Origin of the sequence: Vibrio sinaloensis (assembly GCF_000808535.1) — a bacterium.
GTDB classification, from domain to species: domain Bacteria; phylum Pseudomonadota; class Gammaproteobacteria; order Enterobacterales; family Vibrionaceae; genus Vibrio; species Vibrio sinaloensis_D.
In genome coordinates this window covers 1-12,844 of sequence record NZ_JWLV01000015.1, presented here as the reverse complement: position 1 = coordinate 12,844, position 12,844 = coordinate 1, and the positions used below count along the sequence as shown (strand labels likewise).

The 12,844-nt window shown below is 46.8% G+C and carries 14 protein-coding genes and 4 tRNA genes; 12 read left to right on the top strand and 6 right to left on the bottom strand.

Annotated elements, in window-relative coordinates:
- Positions 1–44: 44 nt before the first annotated feature.
- Positions 45–953: a CDF family cation-efflux transporter FieF gene (gene fieF, locus RJ47_RS11125; protein WP_039483872.1), complete on the top strand. Its 909-nt coding sequence runs from the start codon at positions 45–47 to the stop codon at positions 951–953.
- A 269-nt stretch (positions 954–1,222) separates the two neighbouring features.
- Positions 1,223–2,185 (top strand): 6-phosphofructokinase, encoded by a 963-nt coding sequence (pfkA, locus tag RJ47_RS11120; protein WP_005476816.1) that lies wholly within the window; start codon positions 1,223–1,225, stop codon positions 2,183–2,185.
- A gap of 69 nt (positions 2,186–2,254) precedes the next feature.
- Here pfkA and RJ47_RS11115 read toward each other — a convergent pair whose 3' ends face one another.
- The 3 genes from RJ47_RS11115 to epmB form a co-directional block, all read right to left on the bottom strand.
- Positions 2,255–3,580, bottom strand: coding sequence for an anaerobic C4-dicarboxylate transporter (locus RJ47_RS11115; protein ID WP_038186767.1), 1,326 nt, complete (start codon positions 3,578–3,580; stop codon positions 2,255–2,257).
- A gap of 172 nt (positions 3,581–3,752) precedes the next feature.
- A complete protein-coding gene (locus tag RJ47_RS11110) occupies positions 3,753–4,247 on the bottom strand; it encodes an MgtC/SapB family protein (RefSeq protein ID WP_005476820.1) in 495 nt (164 codons plus the stop codon).
- Positions 4,248–4,319: 72 nt separating this feature from the next.
- Positions 4,320–5,342: an EF-P beta-lysylation protein EpmB gene (gene epmB, locus RJ47_RS11105; protein WP_039483817.1), complete on the bottom strand. Its 1,023-nt coding sequence runs from the start codon at positions 5,340–5,342 to the stop codon at positions 4,320–4,322.
- Positions 5,343–5,375: 33 nt separating this feature from the next.
- Between epmB and efp the strand changes: the two genes are divergently transcribed.
- The 3 genes from efp (at position 5,376) to rraA (ending at position 7,567) form a co-directional block, all read left to right on the top strand.
- Complete coding sequence (gene efp / locus RJ47_RS11100) at positions 5,376–5,942, top strand: elongation factor P (protein ID WP_005476836.1); 567 nt, start codon at positions 5,376–5,378, stop codon at positions 5,940–5,942.
- Positions 5,943–6,057: 115 nt separating this feature from the next.
- Positions 6,058–6,975 (top strand): 1,4-dihydroxy-2-naphthoate polyprenyltransferase, encoded by a 918-nt coding sequence (locus RJ47_RS11095; protein ID WP_038217569.1) that lies wholly within the window; start codon positions 6,058–6,060, stop codon positions 6,973–6,975.
- A gap of 76 nt (positions 6,976–7,051) precedes the next feature.
- Positions 7,052–7,567: a ribonuclease E activity regulator RraA gene (gene rraA / locus RJ47_RS11090; protein WP_038141248.1), complete on the top strand. Its 516-nt coding sequence runs from the start codon at positions 7,052–7,054 to the stop codon at positions 7,565–7,567.
- A 14-nt stretch (positions 7,568–7,581) separates the two neighbouring features.
- On the opposite strand, the gene RJ47_RS11085 is transcribed toward rraA, so the two are convergent.
- The gene (locus tag RJ47_RS11085; protein WP_039483815.1) at positions 7,582–8,937 is read right to left on the bottom strand and encodes an MATE family efflux transporter; all 1,356 of its coding nucleotides are present in this window, start codon (positions 8,935–8,937) and stop codon (positions 7,582–7,584) included.
- A gap of 125 nt (positions 8,938–9,062) precedes the next feature.
- The gene (gene tpiA / locus RJ47_RS11080; RefSeq protein WP_005476835.1) at positions 9,063–9,833 is read right to left on the bottom strand and encodes a triose-phosphate isomerase; all 771 of its coding nucleotides are present in this window, start codon (positions 9,831–9,833) and stop codon (positions 9,063–9,065) included.
- Between the two features lie 284 nt (positions 9,834–10,117).
- Between tpiA and RJ47_RS11075 the strand changes: the two genes are divergently transcribed.
- Together RJ47_RS11075 and RJ47_RS11070 are read left to right on the top strand one after the other, a co-directional pair.
- Entirely contained in the window at positions 10,118–10,465 is a 348-nt protein-coding gene (locus tag RJ47_RS11075; RefSeq protein WP_038141253.1) for a 5-carboxymethyl-2-hydroxymuconate Delta-isomerase, read from the top strand.
- Positions 10,466–10,487: 22 nt separating this feature from the next.
- A complete protein-coding gene (locus tag RJ47_RS11070; RefSeq protein ID WP_005476829.1) occupies positions 10,488–10,910 on the top strand; it encodes a DUF805 domain-containing protein in 423 nt (140 codons plus the stop codon).
- A 99-nt stretch (positions 10,911–11,009) separates the two neighbouring features.
- Here the strand turns inward: RJ47_RS11070 and coaA are convergent, their stop codons facing one another.
- Positions 11,010–11,933 (bottom strand): type I pantothenate kinase, encoded by a 924-nt coding sequence (gene coaA, locus RJ47_RS11065; protein WP_038141256.1) that lies wholly within the window; start codon positions 11,931–11,933, stop codon positions 11,010–11,012.
- 208 nt (positions 11,934–12,141) lie between these two features.
- Here coaA and RJ47_RS11060 point away from each other — a divergent pair.
- From RJ47_RS11060 to RJ47_RS20850, 5 genes are all read left to right on the top strand, one after another.
- Positions 12,142–12,217 (top strand) — tRNA-Thr (locus RJ47_RS11060).
- A 50-nt stretch (positions 12,218–12,267) separates the two neighbouring features.
- Positions 12,268–12,352, top strand: a tRNA-Tyr gene (locus RJ47_RS11055).
- Between the two features lie 35 nt (positions 12,353–12,387).
- Positions 12,388–12,462, top strand: a tRNA-Gly gene (locus tag RJ47_RS11050).
- Positions 12,463–12,474: 12 nt separating this feature from the next.
- A tRNA-Thr gene (locus tag RJ47_RS11045) sits at positions 12,475–12,550 on the top strand.
- Positions 12,551–12,686: 136 nt separating this feature from the next.
- Positions 12,687–12,844, top strand: a 158-nt coding sequence (locus RJ47_RS20850) for a GTP-binding protein (RefSeq protein ID WP_231565951.1), incomplete at its 3' end; no start/stop codon positions are given.

The following is a 12,844-nucleotide window of genomic DNA, read 5'->3' as shown; positions in this document are numbered from 1 at the left end:
GAGGCGTTATACTAAGAGTATGTTTGTTTATTGATCAATTGTTTATGAAACAGGAATATGCGCGCCTAGTGACCATGGCGGCTTGGACGGCGACCATAGTGGCAACCTTATTGTTGATTGTTAAGGTTGGTGCTTGGTGGGTGACGGGGTCGGTGAGCTTACTGGCATCGCTGATCGATTCGATGCTGGATATTGCTGCCTCGTTGGTGAATTTAGTCGTGGTTCGATACTCTCTTCAGCCCGCAGACAGAGAGCATGCCTTTGGACACGGTAAAGCGGAGTCGTTGGCGGCATTGGCTCAAGCAATGTTTATTTCTGGATCGGCGGTCTTTCTGATTCTTAATGGTATCGACCGATTCTTTAGACCTCATGATCTTCAATCCCCCGAGTATGGTGTTTACGTTAGCCTGTTCGCCATTGCGGTGACATTTGCGCTAGTGCGTTTTCAAAAGCATGTGGTGAAGAAAACAGGCAGCCAAGCCATTGCGGCTGACTCGCTTCACTATGAGTCCGATCTTTATATGAACGCTGCGATCATGTTGGCGCTCGGGTTGAGTTGGTTTGGTATTAAGCAGGCGGATGCTGTGTTCGCTGTGGGAATTGGCATCTACATTCTCTTTAGCGCATTTAAAATGGTTCGTGAAGCGACGCAAACCCTTTTGGACCGCAAGCTACCAGACAGCGAGCTCAACGACATTCGCAGCGTGTGCCTCTCTGTCCCGGGGGTATTAGGAGTTCACCAGCTGCGTACCCGAATGTCTGGCCCGACACGTTTTATCCAGTTGCACTTAGAGCTAGAAGATCAGCTCGCACTAATTGAAGCGCATCGAATCTCTGACGAAGTAGAAGATAAACTTCTTGAACTGTTTCCTGAGTCGGATGTACTGATCCATCAAGACCCTTATTCTGTGGTCCTTGGAGCGGAAAGAGTGCAGAAATCTCAAGATTGGTAATTGAGGTTAGCGCGACAAAGCATCACTTATTGACTATCTTTTCAGCGGGTTCACTTTTAACTGTGATCCTGATGTGTATCAAGTAAGTGAAATTGCAAAGCTGTAATACTCTTACATAAGTAGAAAAGTTACATAATTTCGTGCAAATAAAAGTAGTATTCCTAGTTAGGAAAGGTAACATATTGCACAGTTAAGGAATTAAGTCAGACGCTTAATGTAAGCTGCTGACGTAAAAATTGAAATAAGATTCCCAAAAATCGAGGGTGAGCATGATTAAGAAGATCGGTGTCTTAACAAGTGGCGGTGACGCACCTGGTATGAACGCAGCTGTTCGTGGCGTAGTACGTACTGCACTGTCTGAAGGGTTAGAAGTATACGGCGTGTTTGATGGCTACCTAGGCCTATATGAAGACCGTATCCAGAAACTGGATCGTTCAAGCGTTTCTGACGTGATCAACAAGGGCGGTACTTTTCTAGGTTCTGCGCGTTTCCCAGAATTCAAAGAAGTGGAAGTGCGCCAGAAAGCGATCGAAAACCTACAGAAGCACGGCATTGAAGCGTTAGTGGTTGTCGGTGGTGACGGCTCTTACATGGGTGCGAAGAAACTGACTGAAATGGGTTACCCATGTATCGGTCTTCCTGGCACTATCGATAACGATATCGCAGGTACAGATTACACCATCGGTTACCTAACTGCGTTAAACACAGTTATTGATGCGATTGACCGTCTACGTGATACCTCATCTTCTCACCAACGTATTTCGATTGTTGAGATCATGGGTCGCCACTGTGGCGATTTAACTCTTATGTCTGCGATTGCAGGTGGTTGTGAGTACATCATCACACCGGAAACTGGTCTAGATAAAGAGAAGCTGATCAGCAATATCCAAGACGGTATTGCGAAAGGTAAGAAGCACGCCATTATTGCGCTGACAGAGCTTATGATGGATGCAAATGAACTAGCAAAAGAGATTGAAGCGGCAACAGGTCGTGAAACTCGTGCGACAGTTCTTGGCCACATTCAACGTGGCGGTCGTCCGACTGCGTTCGACCGTGTCCTTGCTTCTCGTATGGGTAACTATGCCGTTCATCTATTGATGGATGGTCACGGCGGTCGTTGTGTCGGTATCCAAAAAGAGCAGTTGGTTCACCATGACATCATTGACGCTATCGAGAACATGAAGCGTCCAGTTCGTGAAGACCTATTCAAGGTTGCAGAAGAGCTGTTCTAAGTTTTACGCTTAAGTACAGATAAAAAAGCCAGTTGGGAAACCAACTGGCTTTTTGTTTATAGGATCAGGTTAGTTAACTAGCATGGTTGAAAGCACGTAACCCACAGTCGTTGCCGTGACCACACCAATGAAACCAGGCAGTAAGAAACTGTGGTTAAGTACATATTTGCCAATCTGTGTTGTACCAGAGCGGTCAAAGGTTATCGCCGCTAAGTCACTTGGGTAGAATGGGAAGAAGAAGTAGGCGTAACAAGCCGGGAGTACACCAATCAGCACTGGCGCAGGAATCCCCATCGCGAAGCCAAGTGGTAGCATGATGGTGAGCACTGCAGCTTGGCTCTTCAAGAAGACTGAAACCACAAACATCGCAATCGCAAAGGTCCATGGGTGGGCAGCAACAATGTCACTGACTAGGCTAATCAGGTACGGTTTGTGGAAGCCGATGATGGTGTCACTCATCCATGCGATACCAAAGATGATAATGACGGCGGTCATACCCGCGATGAAGACATTACTGTGAACGATCTTCTTCGGCTCAACTTTCGTGGTGAGTAGAATCAGAGCACCAACAGACAACATCAAGAACTGAATAGCCACCGACATTTTCACTCCAGCTGGTAGCAATCCGAGATCTTTACCAAACATGGCAACAAAGATGACGGTAGCGATACCCGCTAAGAAAATCGCCAATCCTTTTTTTGCCACGCCTTCGTGTGCTGGGCTCTCATCTTCTTCACTGGAAGCATCAATCAGTTGTGCCTTGAATTCAGGGTCTTGGCAACGCTCAATAAATGCTGGATCTTGGTCGAGCTCTTTACCACGTTTCAGGCTCCATAAGCAGCCAACCAATACGCCGATTAACGTTGCTGGTATAGTAACGAGCAAAACGTTGACCAAGCTGATGTCTAAGTGGTTATCGGCGGCTGTCGCCATGACCACGGCCGCAGCTGCCGCAATAGGACTCGCCGTAATCCCCATTTGAGAGGCAACGGTTGCCATCGCCATAGGGCGCTCTGGGCGGATGCCTTTTTTGTAGGCGACATCGTAAATCACGGGCAGAAGTGGGTAAACCGAGTGACCAGTGCCAACCAATACGGTAAGGGAGTAAGTACAGAGCGGTCCAAGAAAGACGATTTGACTTGGATGCTTACGCAGTAAACGCTCGGCAAATTTCACGAGCAGCTTAAGACCCCCTGTCGCTTCCAACGTAGCGGACGCGGCAACCACGGCCAAAATAATCAGCATGACACTAATTGGTGGTGAACCTGGAGCGACCCCAAATACAAACGCGAGAACCGAAACGCCTAGGCCCCCGAGTAGACCAAAAGCAATGCCTCCATGGCGGATACCGATAAATATCACCGTCAGAAGCAGGAGCATATGTACGTAAAACATAATCAAACCCTACAAGGTAACAGAAGTAGGGTTCATGCTATCCAAAAGTGGTAGGTGGAAATGTGAAGTTCTATGCTTATCTGGCACAGAGTTTGCGTTATCGGCGGCTTCTTTGTTTTTTGTCAAATTGCGGCGCAGTAACCATCGTCAGGTTGCTAATTCGCCGCAACGATCATGGTTTTGGACGCGAGATTTTCCGGCTATGGAATTTTTGGTGTACACCACGGCGCAGTGCTTTGACCCTGTTTTCGGCTCTGTCGACCCCAAGCAGTACGCTCAGTACCAGCAGAGTAATAACAACCGATTGCTGCAAGTACCCCAAACCAATCATCATTCCAAGCGCAGCAAGCACCCAAATGACGGCTGCCGACGTGACGCCATGAATCTTGCCATCGAGCGTCATCATGACCCCTGCACCAAGAAAGCCAACCCCAGTAATGATTTGTCCGAGCACGCGCGCTTGGTCTAGCGTATTGGGTGACAAGGAGACAGCCATTGACATAAATAAGTAAGTCCCCGATATGATCAGTATCGAGGTGCGAATTCCAACGGGTTTGCCACGAGTCTGGCGCTCGACACCGACCAGAATGCCGTTGACGGCGCAGCAAAGTAGAGCAGGCCATGTGAATGGCCCAAGATCGAGAAATTGTTCGATAGATGGTTGCATTTTGACCTCCAAAGCGTCGGAGTATGCACAGGATAGCGTTGTCTATCGAACGAATTATTTTTGTCGTCTAGATTACTCTAAGTGCAAGTCCAGAGGGGTTTTACTCTTGCGGCCACCTATCTCGCGAGTGAGTTTGGGCACTAAGTATCCTGAGACGCGCTCAAGCAGACCTGACATGATGGATTTGGCTTGCTGATCCGAAATATAGAAGTGCGCAGCCCCTTGAACTTTGTCGAGAACGTGCATGTAGTAAGGAAGAATTCCGGCGTCAAAAAGAGTTTCACTGAGCGCCACTTGTGCCTCAACGCAATCATTGACGCCTTTGAGCATCACTCCTTGGTTTAGCAGGGTGACCCCCGCTTGCTTGAGATCATGCATCGCGCGTTTCAGTTCATGATTGATCTCTTGGGCGTGGTTAATGTGCGTTACCATGATCACTTGTAAGCGACTGCCACTGAGTATCGCGAGTAAATCCGGCGTGATTCGTGCCGGAATGACAACGGGTAAACGCGAGTGGACCCTGATGCGTTTGATATGTGGAATATCAGCGATGCGATTGATGAGCCACTGCAGCTCTTCATCTTTCGCCATTAATGGATCCCCGCCCGATAAAATGACTTCATTGAGCTCTGATTGTTGGCGAATGTAATCAAGACTTTGCTGCCAAACTAACTTGTTGCCTTTGTTCTCTTGATAGGGGAAATGACGACGAAAACAGTAACGGCAGTTAATGGCACATCCACCCTTCACAATCATTAGCGCTCGGTTGCGGTACTTATGCAGTAACCCAGGTGTCTCATTACCTTGCTCTTGTAAAGGATCGTTGGAATAGCCCTCGTGCACTTCAAATTCTTGTGAAAGTGGTAAAACCTGACGCAAAAGCGGGTCATAAGGATTGCCTTTCTCCATTCTATCGACAAAACTTTGCGGCACACGCTGCGCAAATAGCTTTCTCGCTGCAAATCCGTCTTGCCATTTAGCAGGATCGATTTCCAGCTTTTCGAGCAATTTGGCAGGATCAGAGATCCCATTCGCTAGCTGTTGAAGCCAGTTTTGCTCAACAGAAACGGCTTTTCGGGTTATGATATGCGGCATTGAATTTAGCTCTAAGAATGTAAAGAGGAAAAAATGGCTACTGTTAGCACCAATGAATTTAAAGGCGGTCTAAAACTCATGCTTGATAACGAGCCTTGCGTTATCCTGGAAAACGAATACGTTAAGCCAGGTAAAGGCCAAGCGTTCAACCGCGTGAAAATTCGTAAACTTCTTTCTGGTAAAGTGCTAGAGAAAACCTTTAAGTCTGGTGAAACTTGTGAAGTTGCAGACGTAATGGATATCGACCTAGATTATCTATATAACGACGGCGAATTCTACCACTTTATGAACAACGAAACGTTTGAGCAAATCGCTGCAGACGTAAAAGCGGTTGGCGAAAACGCGAAATGGTTGGTAGAAAACAACACGTGTATGCTTACTCTTTGGAATGGCAACCCAATCGTTGTGACACCACCAAACTTCGTTGAGCTTGAAGTGACAGATACTGACCCAGGTCTAAAAGGCGATACTCAAGGCACTGGTGGCAAGCCAGCAACGCTTTCAACTGGCGCTGTGGTTCGCGTACCACTGTTCATCGCTATCGGTGAAGTAATCAAAGTGGATACTCGTACTGGCGAATACGTTGGCCGTGTAAAATAAATAGACTTTGGTTAAGTTTCAGTAAAAGGTCACTTCGGTGGCCTTTTTTGTTTTTCTGCTTGGTGCTTGATGTGCCACAATCTTTACTACGCTTTATGTGACTAAACTAAAACTCATGAATCAGTCTATACGTATCTGGCTTGACGCCGCGCGCCCAAAGACTTTGCCACTGGCACTGGTTTCTATCTTGACGGGTAGCGTATTGGCGTACTCCACGCATCAATTTTCTTTCCCGGTTGCTTTGCTGGCATTTATAACCGCCACCTTGCTACAAATATTATCCAACTTGGCCAATGATTATGGCGATGCAGTAAAGGGCACCGACAACGAAAAACGGTTAGGGCCGATGCGAGCTATTCAATCGGGCGAGGTGAGCCAAAGCGCCATGAAATCAGCGATCATTATCAATATTGTATTGACGATGGTGTCCGGTATGGCATTGGTGCTATATGCATTGGATAGCCTGCAAAGTATTCTCGCGTTCATTGGTTTGGGAGTACTCGCGATTGTCGCGGCGATCGCCTATACCGTGGGCAATAAGCCATATGGCTATGTGGGTCTTGGTGATGTGTCAGTCTTTATCTTTTTTGGCTTGTTGGGTGTTGCCGGCACGTTTTTCTTGCACACGGGAGTGATTGCACCGCTGCTGACATTGCCAGCCATAGGGTGTGGCTTGCTCGCCGTTGCGGTTTTGAATATCAACAATATGCGTGATATTGAAAATGATGAAGAGTGTGGAAAGCGCACGGTCGCGGTTCGATTAGGTCAACACAAAGCGAAGCAATACCATTCTCTGTTGCTTGTCGGAGCCTTAGTGTCGTTTATCGCCTATTTAGTGCTTCAGCCGAGCCCGATCTGGTTTAGTTTTCCTTTCCTGATTAGCGCTCTGATTGTTTATAAGCACGGAAAAGCCGTGTGGCGAGCAGAGCAACCCGCGCAAATTGCACCAATGATGCCTGTGATCGTTAAGTGCTCGTTGGTCACTAACTTGCTTTTTGCCGGAGTTGTAATTGCACAAACACTGGTGAGTTAAGTGATGCGTGTCATTGCAATGACTTAATGTCCCTATATACTCGATGGAGATGACGAACGCGATGGGAAGGAACACGATGGAATACAATACCTCTGCCCTATGTGACATTTACCTAGAACAGGTCGATGTTGTAGAGCCTATGTTTAGTAATTTTGGTGGTTGTGCCTCTTTTGCTGGACAAATTACAACCGTCAAATGTTTTGAAGATAACGGTTTGATTCGTGAGATCCTAGAGCAAGATGGTTTAGGTCGTGTACTGTTGATCGATGGTGGCGGTTCGCTGCGTCGGGCTTTGATTGATGCAGAGCTTGCAACGCTTGCAGAAGAGAATGATTGGGAAGGCATTGTCGCCTATGGATGCGTTCGAGAGGTCGATGAGTTAGAAGACTTGAGCATTGGTATTCATGCATTGGCTTCCATTCCCGTTGGGGCGACGTCGCAAGGTATAGGTGAAGTGGATGTGCCGGTTAACTTTGGCGGTGTAACCTTCTTGCCTGAAGATTACCTCTATGCTGACAATACGGGCGTGATTCTTTCTCAAGAGCCATTGGATATCGACTTAGAACTTGATGAAGACGTCATCGAAGAATAAATAATGACACCGGCTTAGGCCGGTGTTTTTGTTTCGTAAGCCAAGTATTGTTTGCGTAGCTTCAGCGCGTATAGATACCCTAACAGTCCGCCAATGATATTGCCGAGTGCAATCCCGATAAATAACCCTTCGATGTCATACAACAGGCTCCCCAACCAAGCGCACGGTAGCATAAAAATGAACAAACGCATAAAGCTCCACTGAAATGCCTTCAATGGTTGGTGCAATGCATTCAGTCCTGAAACCAACATCATGATGACACCTTGAAAACCATAGCTGAATGGCACCACAAGTAGGTAGTGCCACAGTAAATCCTTTACCGCTTGCTCTTGAGAGAATAGGGCGGCTAACGGAATGCTCAATGGCACCATCATAATGAAAATACCCAGTTGGAGTACCATCGAAAATCGCATACTGAGAAAAATTCCCGCAAAGCTTCGATGAGGATTATTAGCGCCCATGTTTTGAGCCACAAAGGGAGTCAAAGCGGAGGTTAGTGCCATCAAAACTAAGATTAGGATCGATTCAACTCTTTGAGCTGCACCATAAGCTGCAACGGCGGCGGTCCCATGACTCGAGAGCATCATCATAAGAATGGCGCCTGAGATCGGGGTCATCGCGTTGGATAACGCAGCAGGGGTACCGATCTTAAGAATCAAACGCCAATCGTGGCTAATTTGTGTCACATTCGGCAGTCCGAGCAATTTCTCTCGTTTGATAAGAACGTAGAGCGAACCGCATAAAGCCCCCAACCAACTCAGCGCACTTGCGATTGCAGCCCCCTGAATACCCAACTCCGGAAACGGGCCAATACCGAAAATGAGCAATGGGTCGAGCACCCCGTTAATACAACCTGCCAGCATCATGATTTTTGCCGGAGTTTTGGTATCCCCTGTCGCACGAATGGCGCTATTGCCCGCCATGGGAATGACCAGCAGTGGGATCGTTAGGTACCAAATAAACATGTATTGTTCGATGAGGGGAATAAGTTCTGCTTTGGCGCCCAAGCGAAGAAACAGAGGCTCAATCGTCAGTAGTCCGAGAGTGCAGGCTAGGGCGACGAGGACAACCGCAAGCAACAATCCATGGGAAGAAAAACGGGCGGCGTCTTGGGACTGTCCTTGGCCAAGTAAGCGACCGATATTGGTGGATAAGCCCATACCTATTCCCATCGTTATGCAGTTAACCGCAAAGGTAACGGGAAAGGTATAACTGATGGCAGCCAGCGCTTCAGTGCCCAATAGCGAGATAAAAAACGTATCGACAAGGTTAAACATCAAGATCGCGATAAGCCCGAACGTCATCGGTACGGTCATTTGACGTAAAACGGTAGGGATGGGGCCGGTCAACAGGCCGTGCTTATCCTGCATTGAGAGCTACTGTTTGCTTGGAGGAAAAACGTAGCATACTTGATCTATAGCGATACGACCAATTCTCAGGCACAAAAAAGGCCAGCCGAAGCTGACCTTAAAAATCGTTATTCGTTAAGAATAAATTACGCTTTTGCCGCTGCAGCTGCTTTAGCGATTGCTGCGAAGCTCTTAGCGTCTAGAGAAGCACCACCAACTAGAGCACCGTCGATGTCTGGTTGTGAGAAGTAAGCTTCAGCGTTTTCTGGCTTAACAGAGCCGCCGTATTGAATGATTACTTGTGCTGCAACTGCTTCATCTTTCGCTGCGATTAGAGCACGGATAGAAGCGTGGATGCGTTGTGCATCTTCAGCTGTTGCTGCTTTACCAGTACCGATAGCCCAGATTGGTTCGTAAGCGATGATTGCGCCGTTCAGTGCCTCAACACCGTAAGTGTCGATCACTGCGTTGATTTGGCGTGCACATACTGCTTCAGTTTCGCCCGCTTCGTTTTGCGCTTCAGATTCACCGATACAGAATACTGGCTTAAGACCGTTTTCTTTTAGGAAGTTGAATTTCTTCGCGATGAACTCATCAGATTCGTTGTGGTATTCACGACGCTCAGAGTGACCGATGATGATGTGAGAAGCACCAAAATCTTTTAGCATCTCTGGAGACATATCGCCAGTGAATGCACCGCTGTTGTTTAGGTCAGTGTTTTGTGCACCTAGGATGATCTTGTTACCGCCTTCAGCGATTACACGCTCTGCAAGGTCGATGTAAAGTGCTGGTGGCGCTACGGCTACGTCAACACCTTCAACGCCTTCAAGCTCAGCGTTAAGACCAGTTAGCAGCTCTTTCACCATTGCTTTGCTGCCATTCAGTTTCCAGTTACCCATCACTACAGGACGACGCATAGGAATATCTCCCTTATCTCTTATGTAAAAATTCAATTAATGTAAAAAATCTTCGTAGGAATATAACAGAATAAATTCGCCAGATCATGACTAGTATCATGTCTTAACCGGATCTCATTCAATGGTTGGAGCTGTCACTGCACATAATTGACCTATCTTGCGCTGACTAGAGTGATCCGTTATGCAGAATAGTGTCCTTTGGCTGCAAAACCTGCTTAGAAATTGTTAATAGTGGAAGGAGTATAGTTCGTAATGATGAAACTCTCTTACATTTGAGGATAACAATGCCAAACCTAGTAATGGAATACTCCAACTCAGTCGATGAGCGTGTTAATGTGCAAGGCCTGCTGGAAGATTTGCACCAAGTCGCCTTACAAAGCGGGTTATTTGATGTTGGCTCGGTAAAATCACGAGCGTTGCGCTGCCACAATTGGTTGATTGGGGAGGAAGCTGACAGCGTCGATTTTATCCATATCAGTTTTGAATTACTGGATGGCCGAACCGCTGAACAGAAGAGAGACCTATCTCGTCAGTTAATGACCGTTTTGCAAGAGCAAGCCAGCCATGTCCGAAGCCTAACCGTCAACATTCGAGATATGGACAAAGATTGCTTCCAGAAGGTCATTAATTAGTTTTTATTTTTTAGGTAATGGGATGTCAATTAAAGAGTTATTGTTTTCTTTCCAAGGTCGCGTAGGTCGAAAAGTCTACTGGACATGGAATTTGGTTTACTACATTGCGATATTTGGCTTCGGAATAGGAATGAATGTTCTCTTTCCTGCCATTTCTCACCTAGTTTTGCCGATATTTCTCATCGCAGCTTTACTTCCCGATTTAGCCATTACAGCGAAACGCTGGCACGATCGCGGAAAATCTAACTGGTGGTTATTGATGAACGTGCCACTGATTGTTGGGCGTTTAATGGCGCCGATGGATGGAGAGCCAATGGCTTCTCCTTCAACAGAGCAAATGATCGCCTACACAATCTCGCTTGTGTGCGGAATCTGGATTTTCGTTGAGTGCGGGTTGCTAAAAGGGCAGGCGGGCGATAACTCATACGGGCCGGAGCCAAAGTAACCGGAGCTAAAAAATAGTTGTCAATGGCGTTGAGATGTTCTGACGCCATAAAAAAGGGTTGGCATCTCAAGCCAACCCTTAGCAGATTCTCTCTTCTCGCTACTTCCTTAGCAACACTTCTTCTATGTGGTGATCTTGGCCTTTCTTCAAAATAAGTTGGGCGCGCCCTTTGGTAGGGAGAATATTCTGCGTCAGGTTGATGCCATTGATCGTTTGCCAAATGTCGTGAGCTTTATCGATGGCTTCCACTTTGTTGAGTTTGGTGTAGTGGCTAAAATAGGAGCCCGGTTTGGTAAACGCACCCTGACGAAACTTAAGAAAACGTTCCACGTACCAGTTTTCAATGACATCAGAGTCAGCGTCGACGTAAATTGAAAAGTCGAGGAAGTCAGAAACAAACACGCGGTGCGGATCATGAGGGTAGTCCATGCCACTTTGCAAAACGTTAAGACCTTCAATAATCAAGACATCAGGGCGGTCGACAACTTTCACCTCATCAGTGATGTCGTAGGTAATATGCGAATAAACGGGCACTTCGAGATTGGGCTTTGCGGCTTTGACATCGGAGACAAACTCGACAAGGCGTTTAATATCATAAGACTCTGGAAACCCTTTACGGTGCATAATGCCGCGCTCATTCAAAACCTTCTTTGGATAAAGGAAGCCATCGGTCGTCACCAACTCCACTTTAGGGTGTTTCTCCCAACGAGAGAGCAAGGCTTTGAGTAATCGCGCTGTGGTACTTTTACCCACTGCGACGCTTCCTGCGATCCCAATAATAAACGGCGGGGTCGATTCCTGATTACTAAGAAAGTTATTAAGGACAGTATTACGGCTTTGTCTGGCAGAAATGTAAAGATTCAGAAGACGCGCGAGAGGCAGATAAATTTCAACGGCCTCTTCCATTGTGAGGCTTTCGTTAACACCTTGCAGTTCGATCAAATCCTCTTCGGATAGCGTCATTGGCACAGAATTGCGCAATTCTGCCCATTGCTGACGATTAAAAGAGAGATAAGGTGTCATAGTCTTCCTAACCCAAATATCACGATAAGAGCAGCGAAAATACAACAACAAGCGCCGAAAGCAAATGAGAAGGGGACGATTAAGTTGCATTTTGCGCTCAATCTGTGTGTTTTTTCAGCAAAAGAGCGGAAACTGATTAAAATCGTGATTTTTTTTGATTTTGCTATTGCAAGGTTGGAATTCCTTCAATAGAATGCGCACCACTTATGCCGACTTAGCTCAGTAGGTAGAGCAACTGACTTGTAATCAGTAGGTCACCAGTTCGATTCCGGTAGTCGGCACCATTTCTCCGCTTATCTCTTTTTAGAGAACGAGAGGAATGGAATAAAAATTTGGAGGGGTTCCCGAGTGGCCAAAGGGATCAGACTGTAAATCTGCTGGCACTGCCTTCGATGGTTCGAATCCGTCCCCCTCCACCATATTCTTTAGGGAATAGCTCACAGAGTTACGTGTTGCGGGCATCGTATAATGGCTATTACCTCAGCCTTCCAAGCTGATGATGCGGGTTCGATTCCCGCTGCCCGCTCCACTCAATTTGAGTGCTGATATAGCTCAGGTGGTAGAGCGCATCCTTGGTAAGGATGAGGTCGGCAGTTCGAGTCTGCCTATCAGCACCAGCTCTCAAGCAAGCATTTCCTTTTGATACTTTCTTTTTACTAAACTACGTTTAGTCATTGAAAGTAAGATTAACACCAATACTTTTGGTTGCGTGGTCATCAAAGCCACCTAAATCCGTACCTAGAGGGACAACCCATGTCTAAAGAAAAATTTGAACGTACGAAACCGCACGTAAACGTTGGTACTATCGGCCACGTTGACCACGGTAAAACAACTCTTACAGCTGCAATCTGTACTACTCTTGCTAAAGTATACGGCGGTGAAGCGAAAGATTTCGCATCTATCGATAACGC

Excerpts from the sequence above, each read along its gene's own strand:
- fieF (WP_039483872.1), top strand. The coding sequence starts at position 45 with ATGAAACAGGAATATGCGCGCCTAGTGACCATGGCGGCTTGGACGGCG.
- pfkA (WP_005476816.1), top strand. The coding sequence starts at position 1,223 with ATGATTAAGAAGATCGGTGTCTTAACAAGTGGCGGTGACGCACCTGGT.
- RJ47_RS11115 (WP_038186767.1), bottom strand. The coding sequence starts at position 3,580 with ATGTTTTACGTACATATGCTCCTGCTTCTGACGGTGATATTTATCGGT.
- RJ47_RS11110 (WP_005476820.1), bottom strand. The coding sequence starts at position 4,247 with ATGCAACCATCTATCGAACAATTTCTCGATCTTGGGCCATTCACATGG.
- epmB (WP_039483817.1), bottom strand. The coding sequence starts at position 5,342 with ATGCCGCATATCATAACCCGAAAAGCCGTTTCTGTTGAGCAAAACTGG.
- efp (WP_005476836.1), top strand. The coding sequence starts at position 5,376 with ATGGCTACTGTTAGCACCAATGAATTTAAAGGCGGTCTAAAACTCATG.
- RJ47_RS11095 (WP_038217569.1), top strand. The coding sequence starts at position 6,058 with ATGAATCAGTCTATACGTATCTGGCTTGACGCCGCGCGCCCAAAGACT.
- rraA (WP_038141248.1), top strand. The coding sequence starts at position 7,052 with ATGGAATACAATACCTCTGCCCTATGTGACATTTACCTAGAACAGGTC.
- RJ47_RS11085 (WP_039483815.1), bottom strand. The coding sequence starts at position 8,937 with ATGCAGGATAAGCACGGCCTGTTGACCGGCCCCATCCCTACCGTTTTA.
- tpiA (WP_005476835.1), bottom strand. The coding sequence starts at position 9,833 with ATGCGTCGTCCTGTAGTGATGGGTAACTGGAAACTGAATGGCAGCAAA.
- RJ47_RS11075 (WP_038141253.1), top strand. The coding sequence starts at position 10,118 with ATGCCAAACCTAGTAATGGAATACTCCAACTCAGTCGATGAGCGTGTT.
- RJ47_RS11070 (WP_005476829.1), top strand. The coding sequence starts at position 10,488 with ATGTCAATTAAAGAGTTATTGTTTTCTTTCCAAGGTCGCGTAGGTCGA.
- coaA (WP_038141256.1), bottom strand. The coding sequence starts at position 11,933 with ATGACACCTTATCTCTCTTTTAATCGTCAGCAATGGGCAGAATTGCGC.